The organism is Arthrobacter sp. KN11-1C, from assembly GCF_052180225.1.
In the GTDB taxonomy this organism is placed as follows: domain Bacteria; phylum Actinomycetota; class Actinomycetes; order Actinomycetales; family Micrococcaceae; genus Arthrobacter.
In genome coordinates, this window is the sequence record NZ_CP197467.1 from 3385973 (window position 1) to 3405968 (window position 19996).

Sequence of the window (19996 nt, forward strand, 5' to 3'; positions counted from 1 at the left end):
AGTTTCCCCAGGAGGGGAAATGAATACTTACACGACCGTCCCGAGCGGCGAGCAGGTTGTCCAGGAGCTGCCGTGGAGGTGGAAGGTCCAGGGCAGGATCTTCCTGATTGGCGGCCTCGGCTTCATGTTCGATGCCTGGGACGTCACCCTCAACGGCATCCTCATTCCGCTGCTTTCCAAGCATTGGTCCCTCCAACCCGCCGACGCTGGATGGATCGGCACCGCCAACCTGATCGGCATGGCCTTGGGCGCCTTCGCCTGGGGCACCATCGCGGAAACGATCGGCCGGAAACGGGCCTTCACCGCCACCCTGCTGGTCTTCTCCATCTTCACGGTGCTGGGCGCCCTCGCCCCGGACATCGTCTGGTTCTGCGCCTTCCGCTTCGTTGCCGGCTTCGGACTGGGCGGATGCATTCCGGTGGACTACGCGTTGGTCGGTGAATTCACTCCACGGAAGCAGCGCGGCAAAGTGCTGACGGCCATGGATGGTTGGTGGCCCATAGGGGCCGCCCTGTGCGGGTTCATTTCGGCAGGACTCGTCGCCGCCTTCGCGGACTGGCGCCTGACGATGCTCGTCATGGTGTTGCCTGCCCTTCTGGTGTTTTGGGCGAGGCGGAGCGTGCCCGAGTCCCCGCTCTTCCTCATCCGCAGGGGCCGCCGCCAAGAGGCCGCCGACGTCATCGACGGTCTCGTCCTGGCCACGGGAGCCGAGCAGCGCGCCTACAGCCTGCCCGCGCCACAAGACGCTCCGCGCCTTTCCGCCGGCAGTGCGTGGCAGCAGCTGCGACGGATCTGGCAATTCAACTGGAAGATCACGACGGCGGCCTGGGCCCTCTTTTTCAGCATCCTTATGGTCTACTACTTGAGCATGACGTGGATGCCGCGGATTCTGATCGGCGCCGGATTCGAGGAGTACAAGGCGTTCGTGACGACAGCCGGGATGGCCGGCGTCGGGCTTCTGGGCGTGGCGGTCGCTGCAGTGCTGGTGGAGCGCGTGGGCCGCAAGTGGATCCTGGCCATTACGGGGCCGCTGTCCGCGTTGACCCTGGTGATCGTCTCATTGGTGGTGGACATTCCGGACGCAGCGGTGTTCTGGCTCCTGGCGTTCGGCTTCGTGATCCAGGTGGCCATCCCGGTGCTCTACACCTACGTGTCGGAGCTCTACCCCACCGAGCTTCGCGGTTCCGGTTTCGGTTGGGCCTCCACGTTCTCCCGGGTTGGTGCCGGGATCGGGCCGCTCGTGTTCGCCTCGTATTTCTGGCCCGAGTTTGGCCTGGCCACGTCGTTTGCCTTGGCGGGAGGTCTCATTGTGGTGGCCGTGCTGTGGATGGCGTTGTTCGCCCCGGAGACCAAGCAGCTCGAGCTCGACTGAGCATGCCCCCTGCCCGCGGCTACGAGTGGACATAACAGCAATATGTCCATCCTTCGGGGCTAACAAGGGGCATGTCCCTTGGAGCACACTGGACATGTCCACTCGTGGCGGCTAACGGGTGGCATGTCCCCTGGGGTACCCGACTCAGGCGTGCTTTCCCGCTGCGAGCTCGGCGAGGGTACGGACCAGGAGCCGGCGCTCCACCACCTTGATGCGTTCGTGCAAGGTGTCTTCCGTGTCCTCCGGGGCGATGTCGACGGCTTCCTGGGCGATGATCGGGCCGGTATCCACGCCAGCGTCGGCCCAGTGCACGGTGCAGCCGGTCACTTTCACGCCATAAGCCATGGCATCGCGGACACCGTGGGCACCCGGGAAGGCCGGAAGCAATGCCGGGTGGGTGTTGAGGTACTTGCCGCCGAAGGCATCGATGAATTCCGGACTCACAATCCGCATGAACCCGGAGGAAACCACCACGTCCGGATCGTACGAGGCAACAGCCTTGGTTAGCGCGGCGTTCCAATCAGCCCTGTCCGCGTAGTCCTTGAAGTCCACCACGAAGGTGTCCAGTCCGGCTTCGGCGGAACGTTCCACGCCGTAGGTACCGGGCCGGTCGGCTCCGACGGCTGCGATCTCAACGTCCAGCTCGCCCGCCTTCACGGCGTCGATAACTGCTTGGAGGTTGGAACCGGTGCCGGAGACGAGGACAACAATGCGCATTGCACTAGCTTATGGCTGGCTCGCGTAGGCTGGAAAACATGAATTCCGGCGTTGGACCCACCCCGCAGCACCAGCCACAGAGTGAGGCTGCCAAATCAGCGCTTGCCGTTACCCGGACGCTGTTCAGGACTTTCCTGCTGACGGTGCTCGGCGCCATCTTCGTCTACATCCTGAACATCAGCTACGTCTGGCTCAGTGGCATCCTCACCGTCGTCGCAGGAGTGCTCGGAGTGGTGGTCCTTGTGCGGACCATCAGGTTCAAGCAACCGCGCATCGTACTTTTCGGCACCATTTCCGGGCTGGTTGTCACGGCCATCATGTGCCTGCTGGTGCTCACCGCCGTCGTCTTCTTCCAGCAGATCCGCACCCTCGAGGACTGCGCACGAGGCGCGCTGACTCTCCACGCCCAGACCTCGTGCCAGCTTGATTTCCAGAAATCCATTCCCTCCGGATTGCGCTAGCCGGGCACAATCCGAGGTGAGGCGGGCGCCTTAGCGGCGGTCGCCGTCGTACACGGAATCGTCCAAATCCGCTTCGTGGAGCTTCTGCCGCCTCTCGAGCCAAGGCCCCACCCAATAGCCGATCACGACGCCGATCCCCACCTCCGCGGCGATCCAGACTGCCGTCCACCGCGGGTCCGGTCCGATCTCGGTGAGGCGCCCGATTCCGGCGGAACCGCGCGCCAGCCAGGCGAGGCCCCCAGCCAAAACCCCGGCCACAGCCCCGACGAGCGCGCCGAGGAACAGCGTGGAAACAGGAGCCGTGAACCAGCGCGCCTTGATCTTGATGGAGAGCCATTCGTCGAAGTGGTTCTCCCCCGCACGCAGGAACCACCAGCCGGCCAGCAGGCCCGCGATCACCGGAACGGCCAAGGCCGCCGCACCGAAGTCGAGTTGCCCGGTGGGCAGCGCGCCGAAGACGGGAATGGCAGGCAAGGGCCCGACGGCGGTGCCCAGCGGCCCGACGTGCGAGCCGACACCGAGGGAGAACCCGGCCCCGGAGGACCAAGCCAAAGCGAAAACCGCCAGATTGGGCAGGTAGCCGAGCTGGGCGATGGTCAGGACGCCACCGCCGAGGGCACCGGCTTTCAGGCCCTCGTAGACGGCGATGATGTCCGTCCAGTGCATGACAAGGTCGACGGCGAGCAGCATCGCCGCGAGGGTCATGGCGGCCATGATCGCGACGAATCCGGCCTTGATGGCGGAACCAAAGTAGGATCCGGCCCAACGTGAATGTTGGCTTGTGCGTGCGAGCCAATCGACGGCGTCGACGCCAATGAGCCTGCTCCAGGAGCCGGACTCGCGCCGGGCGCCCACCACCATGCCCAGGCCGAACGGGATAAGCGGAAGCAAGGCAGCGAACCAGATGTTGATGACGATGTCCTGCGTGCGGCACACGAATCCGGTGGCCGCGCCGAACGCCCCGTAGACAAGCAAGGCTCCGAAGAATGCCTGCCACAGTTGGTCCGTGTAGGAGGCCCTGGCCAGTCTGCGGCCTGCGCGCCACGCCAGGAGGAACGGGACCAGGGTCAGTCCGAGCGGGATAAGGGACAGCGTGCCGGAACCCGGTAGGCTCGCGGTTCCCATGTTGACGGTGGCCAGTTGCAGCGGCACGCCGTGGACCAGCAACCAGGTTTGGCCAGCCAAGCGTGCCAGGAAATCGATGGTGTGGTTCTGGAATCCGTCAGTTGCCCAGACGCCGATCAGCGGCAAGACCACCACGAGCGCCGAGATGATCGCGGCCTGGGCCGACTCAAGGGCACCCTGCAGCCACAAGGGCATGGGCAGGCCATGGTTACCGGTCTGATCAGCGCGCAGTTTCATCGTGTTCTATCGTGCCACGGCGGGCCCCGCTCCCCCGGCAGGCGCCCGGACGCCCCGCCAATCCGCCAACGCCCGCTCACCTATGAGGCCTCCCGGGCCGACGCCTGCTCACCTATGAGGCCTTCCGGGCCAACGCCCGCTCACCTATGAGGCACGAAAGCGAAACGCTAGCGCACATCCGCCGCGCCGCCGTCGTAAAGGTGAGCGAGCGTTCGGGAGAAACGCAACATAGGTGAGCGAGCGTTTCGGAGAAACGCGACATAGGTGAGCGAGCGTTTCGGAGAAACGCGACACAGGTGAGCGAGCGTTTCGGAGAAACGCGACATAGGTGAGCGAGCGTCGGGGGCGGTGCCAGCGTCGGGGGGCGTCGCGGTGCCGCCGCCAGGCCCGCCGGCCGCCGCCGCTCCCAGCGCTTTTTGCATATGCCAGACGTAAAATTGGATTGTTCGCAATAGGTGGATGGAGGGCGTAATGACTACCGCGACCCCACATGCACACGGTGTTCACTTCGGACGGACGGACATCCAGAACATCGGCATGGGTGTAGGTACTCTGATGGCGCTGGTGGGCCTTCTCGGATTCATTCCGGGCATCACCATGCGGTACGGGGAATTGCAGTTCTTCGGGCCAAATTCGCACGCAGTGCTCCTGGGTGTGTTCCAAGTGTCGCTGCTGCTCAACATTGTGCAGTTGCTCATCGGCGGAACCAGCTGGGCGATGTCCCGCTCGGGCGGCCATAGCGCGCGCAATACCCTGATGAGCTTCGGTGCCTTGTACATCGTGCTCAGTGTGTATGGACTGAGCGTCGGGGTTGATTCGGCGGCCAACTTCCTGTCGCTGAACACGCTCGACAACTGGACGTTCATGGTCTTGGGCATCCTGATGGTCGCCGCAGGCTGGATGTTTTCACGTCATCTGGCTGACGACGCAAAGTAGCCCTATGCAAAGCCCGGATTAAGTTAGCCCGGGATTATAGGAGCCGCCAATGGGTAGGATCTACAGCCAAATCTGAATAGTCATACAAGCGGTTGGTGCAGTTCCTGCGGTGAAGAAGCCGGGGGCTGTGCCAACCTTCTTTGTGCCCGACGCCGTCAGATCCACTTGGGTGCCGCCGGAACCGGCCCGACGCCCGCCGTCACGCCGTCGCTCCCGCGCCCGGTGGCCCATTGCACGACGCCGGCAAGAGGCCCTGCGACCACGACGGCGGCGTCCGGATCACCGAAGGTGCGGTCGGTGCCGTTGACCTTGATCAACAACCCGGCGTCGGTCCCGCGGACCGCCCACGCCGAGGTGATGTCAGCCAACAGCCGTTCCAGGACCGACGCCGGGACGTCACCGAACGATGCACCGTTGTCGAGGTCCACGGCGTGCACCCAGACTTCGCGGGTACGCATCCAGACAGTTTCCGACGCCGGGACTTCCCTGCCCTGGATGGTCCGGACCGTGTGGTGCCAGGCGTCGTCGGGCAGGTCTCGCCATTCGACGCTCAGGTGCACCGCTGAGTGGTCGAAGAGGTTCCGCAACGCGATGGGAGGCAGGGTGGCCCCGAAGTTGATCTCCTCATCCCGCACGGCAACGGAGGGATACATCGGAGTCTCCACCCCGGTCGACGCCCATTCCACCAAACGGGCGATGGCCCGGGCGTTGTAGCCCACGTGTGCCACAACGTGGCGGCGGGTCCAGCCCGGAAGCAGCGAATCGCCGTCGAGCTCGGCGTCGGAGAGTTCGTTGAGCTTGCGGGCGAAGAACGCAGTCCCCCGCCGGGCCTGCAAGAGCTGTTCCTGCAGGCCCGGATCGGTGGTGAGGTCGTGGCGGGCGACCATCAGGCTTCCTTCACCACACGGTTGTTCAGCTGGCCCAGGCCTTCGATGGTGGTGACCAGGAGCTGACCTTCCTGAAGGTAGCGCTTCGGGTTCTGGGCGTGGCCAACACCGCCGGGCGTACCGGTCGCGATGACGTCGCCCGGGTTCAGCGTGATGATGGTCGAGATGTAGGACACCAGGAATTCGGGCGTGAACACGAGGTCCCCGGTGGGGGTCTGCTGCTGGATCTCGCCGTCCACCGCCGAGGTCATGAGCGGCCCGGCCGCGAACTCGTCCTTGGTGACCAGGGCCGGCCCGAACGGGGTGCTGTTTTCCCAGGTTTTTCCTTGCAGCCATTGGACGGTGCGGAACTGGTAGTCGCGCATGCTGATGTCGTTCAGCACCGAGTACCCGGCGATGTGGTCGGCCGCGTCGGCTTCGCTGATGCGCCGCCCCTTCTTGCCGATCACGACGGCGAGCTCGGCCTCCCAGTCCACGGTGTCCGATTCCTGCGGCAGCGCGAGGTCGTCGTTGGGACCGATCAGCGATTCCTCGTACTTCGCGAACAAGGTGGGGTACTCGGGGATTTCCCGGCCCATCTCCTTGATGTGGTTCCGGTAGTTGTGCCCGACGCAGATGATCTTCCCCGGTGAGGGCACGACGGCGGCGAGGTCGGCGCCGTCGTACGCGTGCGTTGCGCCGTTGGCCGCCTCCGCGATGGCCGTCCAAGCTGGATCCTGCAGGAGGGCGCCCACGTCGGAGAAGCCGTCGATCTCGGTCAGGGTGTCGCCGTCCTGGCGGACGGCCACGGTGCCGGTGCCGGTGCCGGTGCCGTCAGAAGTGCGGAGGGTGAGGAGTCTCATTTGTTGCGTCCTTCGATGTACGTGCGGTTGAAATTCAGTCGCTCGAAAATGGGGGCGTCGCTGAAGCGGAAGAGATCGAACTCGCTCTCGGCCTCAAGGGACCATTCCTGCCAAGATGGCACAACAAAGAGGTCGCCCTTCTCCAGGACCTTCGATTCCCCGTTCAACACCACGGTGCCGCGTCCTTCGAAGACCTGCCAGACACTGGAGCCGACTTCACGCACAGCTTCGGTGGACGCGCCGGCCCGCAGACGGTGGAATTCGGCGCGGATGGTCGGCATCACGTCCCCGCCGGTGGTCGGGTTGGTGTAGCGCACGGCGGCGTGGCCCTGGGACACCGTAGCGGGGTGGCCCTCGTCCTCAAGGGCCAACTGTTCACTCAGGGCGGCGTCGGTGTGCTCCCAACGGTAAGCCGCGATCGGGGAATTCACCGTGTCCTGCAGCCCGGACAGCGGACGGAGGCCGGGGTGGGCCCAGAGCCGCTCGGAGCGGGAGACGTCCGGTGTGGCCTCATCCGTGACTCGTTCGGTGCCGAATTCGAAGAACCCGGCGTCCGCGTAGTGCACGAACGGGATGTCCAGGCCGTCGATCCACGCCATCGGCTGGTCGGTGTCGTTGTGGTGGCCGTGGAAGTTCCAGCCCGGCGTCAGCAGAAAGTCTCCGCGGCGCATCGCCACCGGGTCCCCGTTGACGACGGTCCAGACGCCTTCGCCCTCGACGACGAATCGGAACGCGTTCTGCGAGTGGCGGTGTTCCGGGGCTGTTTCGTGCGCGCCCAGATACTGAATGGCAGCCCACAGCGTCGGCGTCGCATACGGCGTACCGGCCAAGCCTGGGTTGGCCAAAGCGATGGCGCGACGTTCCCCGCCACGGCCCACGGGCACCAGGTCCCCGGCGCGGGCGGCCAGCGGATACAGATCGTTCCAGCGCCACACGTGCGGTACGGCTTTCGGGGAGGGCACCATCGGCATCAGGTCCGCGATCTCGGTCCAGAGCGGAATCAGGTTCCCGGCCTCGAAATCCTTATACAGCTGCTCCAGCTGGGCAGCTTCTTCGGGAGTCGGCTCAGGAACCGCATGCGCGGCCGCGACCGATTCATGGGTTGTGCTATCGGCGCTGATGGACACAGGGGCCTCCTCGGGGGGACGGGACAGTTTTGGCGTACTCCTGACCCTAGGGAGGCCCCCAAGTGATCTCCAGCATATTCTGCTAGCCAGAATCCCCTGGCCCACCTTGCTAACGGGCTGACCCAACTGGCTCGCAGTTGTTGTCGTTATGGGCCCTCAAAACGACACCTAATGCGAGTCAGTTGGGTGGGCTAGGGCTGGGACTCGGCCGGATTGGCGGCGATGTCGATCTCCAATTGGCGCTGGGTTTCCCGCAGGATGCCCACGAGTCCGCTGTCGAAGAGCCTGCGGAACCTCGCCACGGGAGTCGCGACGCTCAGCGCGCCCACTGCAACGCCGCGGCCGTTGTGTAGGGCCACACCCAAAGCGCTGATCCCCTCCTCGGTGCCTTCGAAATTCGCGGCGAAGCCATTGCTCCGGATCGTCTCGAGCTCGCGCAGGAAAGCCGGATATTCGGCGTCGGGAATGTTGTCCCCGCCGATCTCCGCATTCTGGCTGCGGAACAACTGCTCAATCATCGCGGGCTCGAGCTCTGCCAACAGCGCCTTGCCGCCCGAGGCCTTGTTGGCCGGCAGGACGGTCCCCTGCCGGTCGCCCACCCTCAGGGCGTTCGTCCCCTCCACCGTCGCCAGGAACCGCACCTTGGTACCCACGCGGACCATGAGGTTGACGGTCTCATTGATCCGGCCGCTCAGGAGTTCCATGTGCGGTTGCGCCACGGTGCGCAGCAAACGACTCCAACTCAGCCCCGCTGGGCCCACTCCCATGGCGGGCCCGGGCACATAGCGGCGGTTCTCGTCCTGGACCGCGAACCCCCGGTAGACCAGCATGGCCAACAGCCGGTGGGCTGTGGAGGGGGCAACACCCAGCTCCGCCGCGGCGTCCTTGAGGCGGAGGCTGCCGCCGTCGCGCAGGAGCTGAAGAAGATGCAGGGCGTTGTCCACGGCTTCAATGGAATAGGCCGGCTTCTTGCGGGCTGGAAGATTCTGCACCACAGAATTCTATTGGGCCACAGAAACAACGGCCACACAGTGGTGGGATGAATCACACCACATCCGCTGCAGCGCCGGAGCGGACCCAAGACGGCGTTCACCACTCCCCCGGGACAGCAACCAAGGCCTCCGCCCGGTTCTCCAAGCGTTCCGCCGCTGCCGTGCTGGTCTGTTGGTTACTGGTGGTTTTCGACGGCTACGACCTCATCGTCTACGGCACCGTGCAGTCCTCCCTCATCACCGACACGGGCTGGGGACTCACCAAAGCCACCGCCGGCACGGTCGGTTCGATGGCGTTCCTCGGCATGATGATCGGAGCCATCTTTGCGGGAAGAATGTCGGACAGCTGGGGCCGCCGTCGGACCATCATCGCCTGCGCCGCACTGTTTTCGCTCTTCACCATCCTGTGCGCGTTCTCGCCAAACGCCTTCGTCTTCGGCGGTCTGCGCTTGCTGGCCGGCATTGGCCTGGGTGGACTTGTTCCTTCGGCCAATGCCTTGGTCGCGGAACTGGTTCCCGCCAAATGGCGGTCCACGATCGCCACGCTGATGATGTCCGGAGTGCCGATCGGCGGCTCAATTGCCGCGCTGGCCGGCATTCCGCTGATTCCCGCTTTCGGCTGGCCGGTCATGTTCCTCGTGGCCGCGGCGGCCCTCCTGGTGGTGGTTCCGCTGGGCATCCGTTTCCTCCCGGAGACGCTCCCGGCCGTCCGCCCGGAAACCCTCCCGACAGCCAAGAACGCGAAACAAACGGGCTTCAAATCCCTGCTCCGCGCCCCGTACCTCGGCATGAGCCTCCTGTTCGCGATCTCCACCCTCGCGACGCTCTTTGCCTGGTACGGGCTTGGCACGTGGCTCCCGAACCTGATGCAACTGGCCGGCTACAACCTCGGGTCCGCCCTGACCTTCGCGCTGGCCCTCAACCTCGGCGCCGTCGTCGGCTCGGTGGCCACCGCTTGGGCCGGAACCCGTTTCGGTCCGATCCCGACGGCGATCGCGGCAGCCGCCGTCGCCGCCGTCGCGCTGGCCGTGCTGGTGGCGGGTCCGTCCGTGGGTCTTGTCTACCTCATGTTGGTGCTGGCCGGGGTGGGCACCCATGGAACCCAGTGCCTCATCATCGCGGCGGTCGCGAGCCACTACCCGGCGCATTTGCGGGGCACAGCGCTTGGCTGGGCCCTCGGCGTCGGCCGCATCGGCGCGGTCGCCGCACCCCAAGTCGGCGGCCTGCTGCTCGCGGCCGGGCTGGGCGTCAACTCGAACTTCCTGGCATTTGCGGCAGCCGCAGCTGCCGCGGCCGTCCTGCTCGGCGCCATCGGCACCAAGATCAAGACGGCCCGGATCAAATCCGCCGAAATCCACTCCAAAAACACCACCCCTGTAGGAGCCAGCAATGTCTGACCGCAAACAGTCCACTGAAGTCCTCGTCGTCGGCGGAGGGATGGCCGGCCTCGCCGGCGCCCTGGCCCTCCGCGCGAACGGCGCCGAGGTCACCTTGGTTGAGCGGGCACCTGAATTCGGCGAGGTCGGGGCTGGGCTGCAGATGGCACCCAACGCCTCCCGCGTGCTGAAGCGCTGGGGCCTTCTCGAGAAGGCGCTCGAGATCGGCGTCCGGCCCAAGCACTTGGTGTTCCGAGACGCTCTGAGCGGCGAGGAACTCACCCGGCAGACCCTCGATGGCGAGTTCGAACAGCGCTACGGCGCTCCGTACGTGGTGATCCACCGCAGCGACCTGCACCGGATCCTGTTGGAGGCGTGCCAAGACGCCGGTGTCCGCTTGGTGAACGATGTCGTCGTCGAAAAGGTCGAAACCGTGAACCACCGCGGCGTGGCGCACACGGCGAGCGGCGACGTTTACGAGGCCGACGTCGTCATCGGCGCCGACGGCCTCAAGTCCACGCTCCGCGCCGCCGTCGCGCAGGACGGACCGGTGTCGTCGTCGTACGTCGCCTATCGCGGAACCGTTCCCATCACCCCTGAGACCCCGGCGACGGATCTCGAGGACGTCGTCGTCTACCTCGGGCCGGACTGCCACCTTGTGCAGTACCCGCTGCGCAAAGGCGAACTGCTCAACACTGTGGCCGTCTTCAAGTCGCCCTCGTTCGAGCGCGGCGAGGAGCAATACGGAGGCGTCGACGAACTCGAGGCGGCTTACAAGGACTGCGTCCCGGCAGTACAGCGAGCGCTGCGGAACCTTGCGACAGGCATCCGCTGGCCCATGTACGATCGGGATCCCATCGAGAACTGGATCGACGGCCGCTTGGTTCTCATGGGCGATGCCGCGCACCCCATGCTCCAGTACTTGGCCCAAGGCGCCTGCCAGGCGCTTGAAGACGCCGCGGTCCTCCAGGACTCCACCGTCGGTTCCGTGTTCACCGACGACGGCGTGGACGCCGCGGCTTGGGACCGCGCCATCGGCGATTTCAACTCAGCCCGCGCAGCGCGCACGGCCCGCGTCCAGCGCACCGCGCGCGTGTGGGGCGAGTCGTGGCATGTGTCCGGCGTCGCGCGCACCTTGCGGAACCTGCTTTTCAAGAGCCGCATGGACGGCGACTTCCAGTACAACGACTGGCTCTACGCCCAAGAAAGCCACGGCGTCCCGGCGGTCCCTACGGAAGGCACGGCAAGGACTGAAGCGCTGGCGGGAACGCACGCCTAGGAGCATCCGTTATGTCAATTGAAGGTAAGCAAATTGCTGGACTCCTGGAGCAGACCGAAGCAGACTGACTACACGAGCCGCTTGGGTGCTTGCCGTTGAAAGGACAGTCATGTTCGACCTCGTTGCTTATCTCCCCCTTCTTGTCACCGTAGTGGGGGTAGTTGTCGCCGTTGCCGTCATTAGGCTTCTCATTAAATTGATGTGGAAAGTGGCTGAACCAAACGAGGCGCTCATCATTTCCGGCTTGACGCGGGGAAGCTTGGACACCAGGGACGGAATGGATTTCAAAATCGTCACCGGAAAGGGCGCCCTGGTGGTTCCCGGGCTCCAAACCGTGCGCACTTTGTCCCTGACACTGAATGAAACAGAGCTCCAGGTCAACTGTGTGACCTCGCAAGGTATCCAGGTGATCGTGGAGGGCGTGGTTATTTACAAAATCGGGGACGCCGCACCTTTCATTGCGAACGCCGCGAGGAGGTTTCTCGGCCAGCAGCCCAAAATGCAAAGCCAGGTCTACAACGTTTTTGAGGGGCATTTGCGCTCGATCATCGGCAGCATGACCATGGAAGAAATCATCCGCGAGCGCGACAAACTCGCTTCGTTGGTCCGCAGCGCCAGCGGCATAGAAATGGAAAAGCTTGGCCTGGTGGTTGATTCCCTCCAAATCAAGGACCTCCAGGACCCCACGGGCTACATCCAAAACCTGGCCAAGCCGCACATTGCGCAGGTCAAAATGGAGGCCCGCATCGCTGAAGCCACTAGGAACCGGGAGGCCGCGGAGCGGGAAGCCGAGGCCGCCGCCCAAATCGCGGACGCCCAAAGCCTTTCGGCGATCAAGCAATCAGCGGCCCAAGCCAATGCCGAAACCGCCAAGGCCAACGCCGCCCAGGCAGGACCGTTGGCTGACGCCACGGCGCGCCAGCAAGTGGTGGTCCAGGAAACCGAGGTGGCCAAGCTGGAGGCCGATCGCGAGGAGCAGAAGCTCCAGACGTCCATCCGAAAGCCGGCCGATGCAAAGGCGTATGCCCAGCGGACCGAGGCGGAAGCCCAAAAGGCCGCCGACATCAGCGCGTCCGAGGCGCGGGCACGACGCACGGAACTGGAGGCCCAGGCGAACGCCCGCAAGGTGGAAGTCGAAGCTCAAGCCAATGCCACGGCAGCGGCCGCCATTGCCGGAGCCACGAAGATCACGGGTGAAGCCGAAGCTGCCGCCACCCGGGCCCGCGGCGACGCTGCAGCATCAGCCATCAAGGCCAAGTCGTTGGCGGAAGCGGACGGCATCAAAGCCCGTGCCGAGGCGCTCGGAACCAACCAAGAGGCAGTCATTTCCCAGCAGCTGGCGGAGAACATGCCCGCCATCGTGGCTGCCGCGGCTGAACCGTTTGCCCACGTGGGGCAGATGACGGTCCTCAATGGTGGCGAAGGCCTCAACAGCATGGTGGGCGGGATCCTGTCCCAGGTGGGCAACTACCTTCCATCGATCACAGCTGCTCTCAAGAACGGCAAGGAAGCGCCCAAGCGGCCCACGAAAACCCCCGATGCATAGGGACACCGATGCACAAAGAGGTTGATCGGAGCCTGACCGGCAAAATCGGCAGGGTCACGGGTCGAATCGGTCCAGGCACTGTGGGGGAAGTGATGCTTCCGTTCCACGGCGGGACAAGCGCTTTCCACGCGCACCCCTTCGACAAGAGCAGTGTCTTCAACGTCGGCGACGAGGTGCTTGTCATCTACTACGAGCCGCCAGGGACAGTATTCGTTGACGAGCTGCCGGACGTTCTGAAGGCCGCCAGGTAACCGGCCCGGCACCCAGCGCAAATAAAACAACTGAGGGCGGCTGGATAGCCGCCCTCAGTTGTCTTATCACTGATGGATTGCTCAGCCGAGCGGCGGAGCTCCCACCGAGTCGTACATCGCGTAGTCGTCGGTGGTGACCGATCCATTGCTGAACAAGCTCAACCCGAAACTGATGGCAGTGGCCCCGGCGGGAAGTGCCGGCGTCGTGAAGCTTGCCTGCGTGTAGGTGCTGGAGGCGGCCAGCCATGGTCCGGAGGTCCAGTACACCCAGTTGTTCGAGGCGTCACGGTAATACAAAGCGAACTGTGTGACGGCTGTGGAGGTGTACCAAACACGCACCGAGTAGGTGTGTCCTGCGACTGCCGCGGGTGGACAGGTGCTGGTGTCCATGGTGGGCAGCAGCTTCGCGTCACCGCTCGAGTATCCCGTGATGGTGAGTTTCTCCGCCTTGGTACCGGTGTGCGCGGTAGCTACCGTGCTGAACGTGGCGGTGTTGGTGCCGTATCCGCCGGCCTGCCAGCACTGCGGGAACGAGCCCGTACCGGCCGTTTCAAGGCTGGGGTTCTGAACCAGGTTGCCGCCGGCTGGTGGTGGCGGCGGAGGCGGTGGCGGGGTGCCGACGTCGAACATTTCGTAGTCATCCGTGGTGAGGGTGCCGTTGCTGAACAGGTTCAGCCCAAAGCTGATGCCGCTCGCCCCGGTGGGCAGTGGAGGCGTTGTCCACGTGGCCTTTTGATAGGTCGTAGCCGCCGAGAACCAAGGACTTGATGTCCAGTACTTCCACGTGCCGAGGCCGGTCCGATAGTAGAGCTCGAACTGGGTATTCGTGGTCGATTTATACCAAGCACCTATCGAATAGGAGTTCCCCGGTGTGGCCGTTGGTGAGCAACCTCCAAGGTCGAGGGTGGGCAACAATTTCGCATCCCCGTCGACATATCCACTCACCACGAGCTGTTCGGCGACCTTTCCGGTGTGTCCCGGCCTGACGGTGGAGAACGTTGGAGTGTTCGTGCCATAGCCTCCGGCTGCCCAACATTGCGGAACGCCGTTCACGAGGGTTTCAAGGCTTGGGTTCTTGATGAGGTTGCCGGTGCCCTCCGGCGGCGCGGGCGGTCCCGAGACAAGCGGCTTGACGGTTCCGCCGATCACCTGGGCCACCGTTTTGACCATGGTGGTTGCGGGCCTGGACTTGAGCCACGTGGCGAACTGGTTGAACAGGGTCGGGGTGACGTTCAGCGGATCAGTGCTGGTCGCTGAAATGTGGTGGAAGGTGAGCTGGACCCACCCGCCTGCCGGCTCCGCCTGGGTGACCGACTTTTGCAGGTCGGCGAGCGTCCAGGTGTTGTCGACCTCGTCGGGCGCAGCGGTGTCGTATGCATTCACCGGCGGGATGCTCTCCGCAAGCGGGCAGCCGGCACAACTGAATCGCGTCTTGATGTCGCCAAGGCCGCGGGCGCTGTTCAATCCGCAATTCTTCACAATGGTTTCGAGCGATGCGTTCTCGGCGGCGAAGGGATACGCGAAGTCAGTGATCGTGAATCCAAGGTTGCTGAGGTTCACCCTGTCGTTGCAGATCTGGCGGGTTGCCTCATCCGCCGTGACGGTAGTCAGGTCCGGGTGTGTGACCGTGTGGCCGGCAATCTCATTGCCGTTCGCCACAAGGCCCTGCATATCGCTTGTCGTCAGGTAATTGGGGTTGTTGATGAATCCCGACGGCGTGAAGAAAGTACCCACCAAACCCAGGCTCTGCATGGTCTGCGCGGCGGTGAGTTGATCGGCATTTGCATCATCAAAAGTCAGGGTCACGATGGTGGGGTTGGCAGCTTGGGCTGCAGGTGCGGTGATGCCGGCCGTGACGCCGGTGAAAGCGAGTACAACTACAACGGTGGATAACCAGGTAAACCATCTGCCGGGGATCGTCCTGTTGAACCTCCGGTACTGGTCAACCTGGTTAGTACGATTGACGATTTTCATAGGGTCTGGCTCGATTCTAGACAGCGGCCTGGCCGGACATACGGGCGGCGCGGGGCGAAAACACCCTGCGCTGTTCAGCGCATGAGGGCGCGGCGCCCAGTCAGCGCCCTCTTGCCGAAATACCCCGGTGCCCGGGACAAGCCCCAGTCATGGCCACGAGGTTCACTACGGTGTCACCGTAAGGCGGGCCGACACGGGGGAATAAGAGTAACTTCTACCCGTCTTTCAGCCCGGTAATTACCCAGATTGGCGAAATTTCCGGCGACACGGATCCTCCACTCGGGAAATCAATATCAGTTTGTTAACCAAACCTTCCCCTTGCCGTCACGCCTATTCCCCCGCATCGCCAACCTCCGCGCACACCGTGGAGGGGTGAGGATCGCTATCGTTGCCGAATCATTCCTGCCGCTCATGAACGGGGTCACGCACTCCATCCTGCGGGTGCTGGAGCATCTGCAAGAGCGAGGCGATGAAGTGATGGTGATTGCGCCGTCGACGTCGGACACTGCTGTCTCGGACGTCGTGAACGGCGCTTTCGTCCACCGCCTCCCCTCCGTGCCCTTGGCCGGATACACAAATGTGCGGGTGGCGTTGGGCGGTGTGAGCCGGGTCAAGAGAATCCTTGCCGACTACGCTCCGGACGTCGTCCACCTCGCATCCCCTTTCGTCCTCGGATGGCGGGCCGTACAGGCCGCGTACCAACTCGGCATCCCCACGGTTGCGATTTATCAAACCGAAGTGCCCAGCTACGCCGCCCGGTATGGCCTCCCGATGCTGGAGAACTGGGCATGGAACCGGGTGGACAACATCCATCTCCGGGCGGACCGGACACTGGTCCCGTCCACGTTCGCGCTCAACCAGTTGCGCGGCCGCGGGATCTTGAGGGTGGGCATGTGGCGGCGCGGTGTGGATACCGCGCGGTTCTCCCCCACCAAGCGCTCGACGGCGTGGCGCGCCTCCGTGGCGCCCCACGGCGAGCGCATCATCGGCTATGTCGGCAGGCTCGCGGTGGAGAAGCAGGTGGAGGACCTTGCCGTTCTCGCGGATCTGCCGGGAACCCGGCTTGTGATTGTGGGCGACGGTCCGCAACGCGCCGCCCTCGAAGCAGCACTGCCAAACGCTTTCTTCACCGGGTTCCTGGGCGGCGAGGAATTGGCCCAAGTAGTGGCCGGCCTTGACCTCTTCGTCCATCCTGGCGAGTTCGAAACGTTCTGCCAGACGATCCAGGAGGCCATGGCCTCCGGCGTTCCCGTCGTGGCCACCGGCCGCGGCGGTCCCCTCGACCTCGTGGAAAACTCGCGCACGGGCTGGCTTTACGAACCGGGAGACCTCGCGCAGTTGCGGGGTTACGTTCAGGACCTGGTGGGCGACGACGCCAAGCGCCGCGCGTTCGGAACGGCGGCACTCGCTTCGGTCCAAGGGCGGACCTGGCCGGTGCTGAGCGCGCAACTTGTCCAGCATTACGAGGCAGTGATCGCCGGCGAAGCGCTCGTGGAGCCTGCCGCCGCGCCAAGCCCGGTTCAGGCGCCCGGGCTTCAGGCGCCCGGGCTTCAGGCGCCCGGGCTTCAGGCCGGGCTCAAACCGGCCGAGCCTGCCACCATTTCCGTGACTTCCAGCAAAGGACTCCCAGCATGAAAATCTCCGTTGTCGGCTGCGGCTACCTGGGCGCGGTGCACGCCGCCACGCTCGCGTCGATGGGCCACACCGTGGTGGGCATCGACGTCGATGCCCAGAAGGTCGCCCACCTGAACAAGGGCTTCGCGCCCTTCCACGAACCCGGCCTCGATGAACTTCTCCGGGACGGCTTCGCCACCAAGCGCCTCGCGTTCTCCACCGACTTCGCCGATGCCGCCGACGCCCAGACGCACTTCCTCTGCGTGGGCACCCCGCAGTCCAAGACCTCGGACACGGCGGACCTCTCCTACGTGATCGCAGCCACGAAGAGCCTCCTCCCGCATCTGGCGAGGGGCGCCGCCGTCGTCGGCAAGTCCACCGTTCCCGTGGGAACAGTGGACATGCTCCGCGGCATCCTTGCCCGCAGGCCGGATGTCCTGCTCGGCTGGAATCCCGAGTTCCTGCGCCAAGGCACGGCGGTCAAGGATTCATTGGTGCCCGACCGTTTGGTGTACGGCGTGCCGGGCGGCAAGGACTCTGCCGCCGGCGCCCCGGTCACGGCTGCGCTCGACGCCGTCTACGAACCGCTGATCTCCGCCGGGATCCCGCGGTTGGTCTGCAACTTCGCGACGGCCGAGCTCATCAAGTCCGCCTCCAATGCATACCTCGCCACGAAGCTCAGCTTCATCAACGCCATCGCCGAACTGTGCGACGCCTCAGGGGCCGACGTCACGGAACTCAGTGAGGCGATGGGCCTGGATCCGCGCATCGGCAACCGGTACCTGCACGCCGGCCTGGGTTTCGGCGGCGGCTGCTTGCCGAAGGACATCCGCTCGTTCCGCGCACAGGCACAAGCGCTGTCCGTGCCCTCCCTCGATGAGTGGATGGGTGTGGTCGACTCCATCAACCTGGGCCAACGCGCCCGCGCCGTCGAGGTCGCCCGCGAGATGTGCAAGGGCTTCCTGTCCGGCCGGACCGTCACCGTATTGGGTGCGGCCTTCAAACCGGACACCGACGACATCCGAGACTCCCCCTCCCTCGACGTCGCACTCCAACTCGCGGCGGCCGGCGCCCACGTTACCGTGACCGATCCCAAGGCCATCAACAACGCGTGGATGCGCTACCCGCAGCTCCGCTTCGAAGCGTCCACGACGCGCGCGCTCGAAGGCGCCGAGTTGGTGCTGCTGCTCACCGAGTGGGACGAATACCGCGCCCTCTCACCCGCCGTCGTCGGCTCGCTCGTACGACGCCGGATGGTGCTGGACGCGCGCAACGTCCTGGATGCTCGAGCATGGCAGGCGGAAGGCTGGACGGTTCGCGGGCTCGGAACCGGCTCCCACGTTGAGGCTTCGGAGCCGGTTGCCGACGTCAAGCCTGCCGTCCTTCCCGTCGAGCCGCTCAACACACGGCCGTTCATTGTCGGTTCGCCGGCCAAGGCACCCTCTACTCGACGCTAAGCCTTCTTGGCCGGGGTTGGCTGCCGTGGTGGCCGGGTCCGTCGCGGCCGCTGTGGCCGCGGCCGTGAAGAGGGCCGCGAACGGCTCTCAGTGTTTTAGCCCCGCAAACACGTAGACGAGCCCTCGCGCACACGGAGATCGGGCTTGTTCACACTGAGAAACGGCCTTTTGCACACGGATTTTTCCGTTTTTTACACGTAGACGCCAATTTCACCGAGAGAATCTGAACCGTGGATGGCCTTCCTTTTTGGAAGGGCAACACTCTTCAGGGCCAGCGAAACCGTTGGCCGTTCTACTCGAGAAATGGGGTTGTAGTGGAATCAACAATGACGAAAAGGACCGGCCTTCAGGCTGCGGCCGCGGCGGCGCTGGCTGTGGTTGGCATCTTCGGCGCGAGCTTGGCCGTTTCGTGGATCGCGGGGTCCCTTGGCATCTCTGCCGCGGCGGCGTCCCAGATCATGCATGCCATCGAGGTCGGAGGATGGGCCCTCGTTGTCATCGGCACAATATTCGGGGCAGGAATCACGGGTGCCTTGATCGCCACGGCTCGAACCATCCTTTTCCGCATCGGTCGGGCTCAAGCGGTCGCCTAAATCGATGCTTGCTAAGACAGCACGCGTGCTTGGGGGCATCCCTGGATGGTTGCTCCCAAGCACGGGCCTGGCCATGGCCGCCATAGCCTTCTTCGGCTACTCAGCGGTGGACCTGTCGTGGATCCGGGACGCCAGGGACATGGGCGGAAGCCCCCTCTACAGCAAAGATTTCCTCCAGATCCTTGGGCGGAACGTCGGCGCGGCCTTGGTGCTGTATTCGGGGGTCGCGACCCTCGGGCTGACTACGCTTCTCGGGGCCGGAATCCTGGCGTTGTATGTCGGGGCGACAGTTTCCCTCGGGGTGCATTCCGTCGGTAGTGCAGGCCTGGTTGCCGACGTGATGTGGTACGTCCCGTTCGAATTCCTCGGCCTGGTGATGGCGGCGACCGCTGGATTCCAGCCCGCCGCGGGCCTGGCCCGCCGGCTGCTGACGAAGAACGAGCCGCCAACCCTGAGATCGTTCATCGACGATATGGCCCGTTCCCTCGGCACGTTGCTCATTGCCCTAGTCCTGATCGTCCTCGGTGCCGCCATCGAGGCCATCGTGATTCAGCTCAAGTCCTGAGGAGGATTTCATGACCAGCACGGAAGACGGCCGGGAGTCCGAGACTGTCATCAGCGTCGCGAAGGTCGGAAAGTTGCGACCCGAGCCAACTGCAGCCCGGGATTGGGTTTCCACATCGCGCTTTCTGTGGATCGCGGGCTACATCGTGCTGATGGTTTTGGTGGCCCTGAGGCTTCCCCTGACCAGAAAGTACCTCAACGCGAACGTTCCGGCGGACGTGCGCTCGGAAATCGGCGACGATCGCTTGCTCAGCCTCTCGATGACGGTCGGCACCGTCATGTTCTTCCTGCTCTACGCCGTGATCATCGCTTTGTATTTCTCCCTCGCCGCGTTCCTGGACAAACGGGTCATCCCTGGAAAATCGGTACTCGCGGGCCGCGTCAATATCGGGGCCTTCTTTGTGATCGCCATTCTCGCCACGATCCCCGTGAATCTGTTCAGTGTGGTGTTCGGCGTCATCCAACCGCGGGATGTCCCTGGATACTGGGCCTATTTCCCTTCGATGGCGGTTGTTGCCCTGGCGATCTTCTACCGGCATTGGCGCGGGTTTTCCACAGGCAGGAAGATCCTCGTTGTGCTCTCAGCCATCGGTCTGTCAACAATAGTTGCCATCGGCTGACCATCTTCAACCACCACCCACGGACA

At 64.4% G+C, this 19996-nt stretch carries 19 protein-coding genes; 12 read left to right on the plus strand and 7 right to left on the minus strand.

Annotated elements, in window-relative coordinates; translation table 11 throughout:
* Positions 1–19: 19 nt before the first annotated feature.
* Complete coding sequence (locus tag ACSBOX_RS15815; protein ID WP_442543291.1) at positions 20–1372, plus strand: MFS transporter; 1353 nt, start codon at positions 20–22, stop codon at positions 1370–1372.
* Positions 1373–1516: 144 nt separating this feature from the next.
* Here ACSBOX_RS15815 and purN read toward each other — a convergent pair whose 3' ends face one another.
* Positions 1517–2089: a phosphoribosylglycinamide formyltransferase gene (gene purN, locus ACSBOX_RS15820; RefSeq protein ID WP_442543292.1), complete on the minus strand. Its 573-nt coding sequence runs from the start codon at positions 2087–2089 to the stop codon at positions 1517–1519.
* Positions 2090–2127: 38 nt separating this feature from the next.
* On the opposite strand from purN, the gene ACSBOX_RS15825 reads away from it, so the two are divergent.
* The gene (locus tag ACSBOX_RS15825; protein ID WP_442543293.1) at positions 2128–2550 is read left to right on the plus strand and encodes a hypothetical protein; all 423 of its coding nucleotides are present in this window, start codon (positions 2128–2130) and stop codon (positions 2548–2550) included.
* 30 nt (positions 2551–2580) lie between these two features.
* On the opposite strand, the gene ACSBOX_RS15830 is transcribed toward ACSBOX_RS15825, so the two are convergent.
* A complete protein-coding gene (locus tag ACSBOX_RS15830; protein ID WP_442543294.1) occupies positions 2581–3912 on the minus strand; it encodes a cell division protein PerM in 1332 nt (443 codons plus the stop codon).
* A gap of 471 nt (positions 3913–4383) precedes the next feature.
* Here ACSBOX_RS15830 and ACSBOX_RS15835 point away from each other — a divergent pair, with 471 nt between their 5' ends.
* Complete coding sequence (locus ACSBOX_RS15835) at positions 4384–4848, plus strand: DUF4383 domain-containing protein (RefSeq protein WP_442543295.1); 465 nt, start codon at positions 4384–4386, stop codon at positions 4846–4848.
* 155 nt (positions 4849–5003) lie between these two features.
* Here the strand turns inward: ACSBOX_RS15835 and ACSBOX_RS15840 are convergent, their stop codons facing one another.
* From ACSBOX_RS15840 to ACSBOX_RS15855, 4 genes are all read right to left on the minus strand, one after another.
* The gene (locus tag ACSBOX_RS15840) at positions 5004–5735 is read right to left on the minus strand and encodes a maleylpyruvate isomerase family mycothiol-dependent enzyme (RefSeq protein WP_442543296.1); all 732 of its coding nucleotides are present in this window, start codon (positions 5733–5735) and stop codon (positions 5004–5006) included.
* Complete coding sequence (locus ACSBOX_RS15845) at positions 5735–6577, minus strand: fumarylacetoacetate hydrolase family protein (protein WP_442543297.1); 843 nt, start codon at positions 6575–6577, stop codon at positions 5735–5737. The genes ACSBOX_RS15840 and ACSBOX_RS15845 overlap by 1 nt, the downstream gene beginning before the upstream one ends.
* A complete protein-coding gene (locus ACSBOX_RS15850) occupies positions 6574–7704 on the minus strand; it encodes a cupin domain-containing protein (RefSeq protein ID WP_442543298.1) in 1131 nt (376 codons plus the stop codon). Before ACSBOX_RS15850 ends, ACSBOX_RS15845 begins: the two co-directional genes overlap by 4 nt.
* Positions 7705–7895: 191 nt before the next feature.
* Positions 7896–8696, minus strand: a complete 801-nt coding sequence (locus ACSBOX_RS15855) for an IclR family transcriptional regulator (RefSeq protein WP_442543299.1) — start codon at positions 8694–8696, stop codon at positions 7896–7898.
* 47 nt (positions 8697–8743) lie between these two features.
* On the opposite strand from ACSBOX_RS15855, the gene ACSBOX_RS15860 reads away from it, so the two are divergent.
* The 4 genes from ACSBOX_RS15860 (at position 8744) to ACSBOX_RS15875 (ending at position 13148) form a co-directional block, all read left to right on the plus strand.
* Positions 8744–10093, plus strand: a complete 1350-nt coding sequence (locus ACSBOX_RS15860; protein ID WP_442543300.1) for an MFS transporter — start codon at positions 8744–8746, stop codon at positions 10091–10093.
* The gene (locus ACSBOX_RS15865; protein WP_442543301.1) at positions 10086–11351 is read left to right on the plus strand and encodes an FAD-dependent oxidoreductase; all 1266 of its coding nucleotides are present in this window, start codon (positions 10086–10088) and stop codon (positions 11349–11351) included. The genes ACSBOX_RS15860 and ACSBOX_RS15865 overlap by 8 nt, the downstream gene beginning before the upstream one ends.
* Before the next feature lie 109 nt (positions 11352–11460).
* Positions 11461–12897, plus strand: coding sequence for a flotillin family protein (locus ACSBOX_RS15870; RefSeq protein WP_442543302.1), 1437 nt, complete (start codon positions 11461–11463; stop codon positions 12895–12897).
* Positions 12898–12905: 8 nt separating this feature from the next.
* Positions 12906–13148, plus strand: coding sequence for a hypothetical protein (locus ACSBOX_RS15875; protein ID WP_284991741.1), 243 nt, complete (start codon positions 12906–12908; stop codon positions 13146–13148).
* Between the two features lie 81 nt (positions 13149–13229).
* Here ACSBOX_RS15875 and ACSBOX_RS15880 read toward each other — a convergent pair whose 3' ends face one another.
* Positions 13230–15122, minus strand: coding sequence for a polysaccharide deacetylase family protein (locus tag ACSBOX_RS15880; RefSeq protein WP_442543303.1), 1893 nt, complete (start codon positions 15120–15122; stop codon positions 13230–13232).
* A 372-nt stretch (positions 15123–15494) separates the two neighbouring features.
* Here ACSBOX_RS15880 and ACSBOX_RS15885 point away from each other — a divergent pair, with 372 nt between their 5' ends.
* The 5 genes from ACSBOX_RS15885 to ACSBOX_RS15905 all read left to right on the plus strand — a co-directional run bounded on the left by ACSBOX_RS15885 (position 15495) and on the right by ACSBOX_RS15905 (position 19970).
* A complete protein-coding gene (locus tag ACSBOX_RS15885; RefSeq protein ID WP_442543304.1) occupies positions 15495–16757 on the plus strand; it encodes a glycosyltransferase family 4 protein in 1263 nt (420 codons plus the stop codon).
* Positions 16754–18193, plus strand: coding sequence for a UDP-glucose dehydrogenase family protein (locus tag ACSBOX_RS15890; protein WP_442543305.1), 1440 nt, complete (start codon positions 16754–16756; stop codon positions 18191–18193). Before ACSBOX_RS15885 ends, ACSBOX_RS15890 begins: the two co-directional genes overlap by 4 nt.
* 326 nt (positions 18194–18519) lie before the next feature.
* Positions 18520–18786 (plus strand): uberolysin/carnocyclin family circular bacteriocin, encoded by a 267-nt coding sequence (locus ACSBOX_RS15895; protein ID WP_078106048.1) that lies wholly within the window; start codon positions 18520–18522, stop codon positions 18784–18786.
* A gap of 4 nt (positions 18787–18790) precedes the next feature.
* Positions 18791–19351 carry a hypothetical protein gene (locus ACSBOX_RS15900; protein ID WP_442543306.1) on the plus strand — a complete coding sequence of 187 codons (561 nt, stop codon included), beginning with the start codon at positions 18791–18793 and terminating at the stop codon, positions 19349–19351.
* A gap of 10 nt (positions 19352–19361) precedes the next feature.
* Positions 19362–19970, plus strand: a complete 609-nt coding sequence (locus tag ACSBOX_RS15905; RefSeq protein ID WP_442543307.1) for a hypothetical protein — start codon at positions 19362–19364, stop codon at positions 19968–19970.
* The last annotated feature ends 26 nt before the right edge of the window (positions 19971–19996 follow it).

Excerpts from the sequence above, each read along its gene's own strand:
- ACSBOX_RS15815 (WP_442543291.1), top strand. The coding sequence starts at position 20 with ATGAATACTTACACGACCGTCCCGAGCGGCGAGCAGGTTGTCCAGGAG.
- purN (WP_442543292.1), bottom strand. The coding sequence starts at position 2,089 with ATGCGCATTGTTGTCCTCGTCTCCGGCACCGGTTCCAACCTCCAAGCA.
- ACSBOX_RS15825 (WP_442543293.1), top strand. The coding sequence starts at position 2,128 with ATGAATTCCGGCGTTGGACCCACCCCGCAGCACCAGCCACAGAGTGAG.
- ACSBOX_RS15830 (WP_442543294.1), bottom strand. The coding sequence starts at position 3,912 with ATGAAACTGCGCGCTGATCAGACCGGTAACCATGGCCTGCCCATGCCC.
- ACSBOX_RS15835 (WP_442543295.1), top strand. The coding sequence starts at position 4,384 with ATGACTACCGCGACCCCACATGCACACGGTGTTCACTTCGGACGGACG.
- ACSBOX_RS15840 (WP_442543296.1), bottom strand. The coding sequence starts at position 5,735 with ATGGTCGCCCGCCACGACCTCACCACCGATCCGGGCCTGCAGGAACAG.
- ACSBOX_RS15845 (WP_442543297.1), bottom strand. The coding sequence starts at position 6,577 with ATGAGACTCCTCACCCTCCGCACTTCTGACGGCACCGGCACCGGCACC.
- ACSBOX_RS15860 (WP_442543300.1), top strand. The coding sequence starts at position 8,744 with ATGAATCACACCACATCCGCTGCAGCGCCGGAGCGGACCCAAGACGGC.
- ACSBOX_RS15865 (WP_442543301.1), top strand. The coding sequence starts at position 10,086 with ATGTCTGACCGCAAACAGTCCACTGAAGTCCTCGTCGTCGGCGGAGGG.
- ACSBOX_RS15870 (WP_442543302.1), top strand. The coding sequence starts at position 11,461 with ATGTTCGACCTCGTTGCTTATCTCCCCCTTCTTGTCACCGTAGTGGGG.
- ACSBOX_RS15875 (WP_284991741.1), top strand. The coding sequence starts at position 12,906 with ATGCACAAAGAGGTTGATCGGAGCCTGACCGGCAAAATCGGCAGGGTC.
- ACSBOX_RS15880 (WP_442543303.1), bottom strand. The coding sequence starts at position 15,122 with ATGAAAATCGTCAATCGTACTAACCAGGTTGACCAGTACCGGAGGTTC.
- ACSBOX_RS15890 (WP_442543305.1), top strand. The coding sequence starts at position 16,754 with ATGAAAATCTCCGTTGTCGGCTGCGGCTACCTGGGCGCGGTGCACGCC.
- ACSBOX_RS15895 (WP_078106048.1), top strand. The coding sequence starts at position 18,520 with ATGACGAAAAGGACCGGCCTTCAGGCTGCGGCCGCGGCGGCGCTGGCT.
- ACSBOX_RS15900 (WP_442543306.1), top strand. The coding sequence starts at position 18,791 with ATGCTTGCTAAGACAGCACGCGTGCTTGGGGGCATCCCTGGATGGTTG.
- ACSBOX_RS15905 (WP_442543307.1), top strand. The coding sequence starts at position 19,362 with ATGACCAGCACGGAAGACGGCCGGGAGTCCGAGACTGTCATCAGCGTC.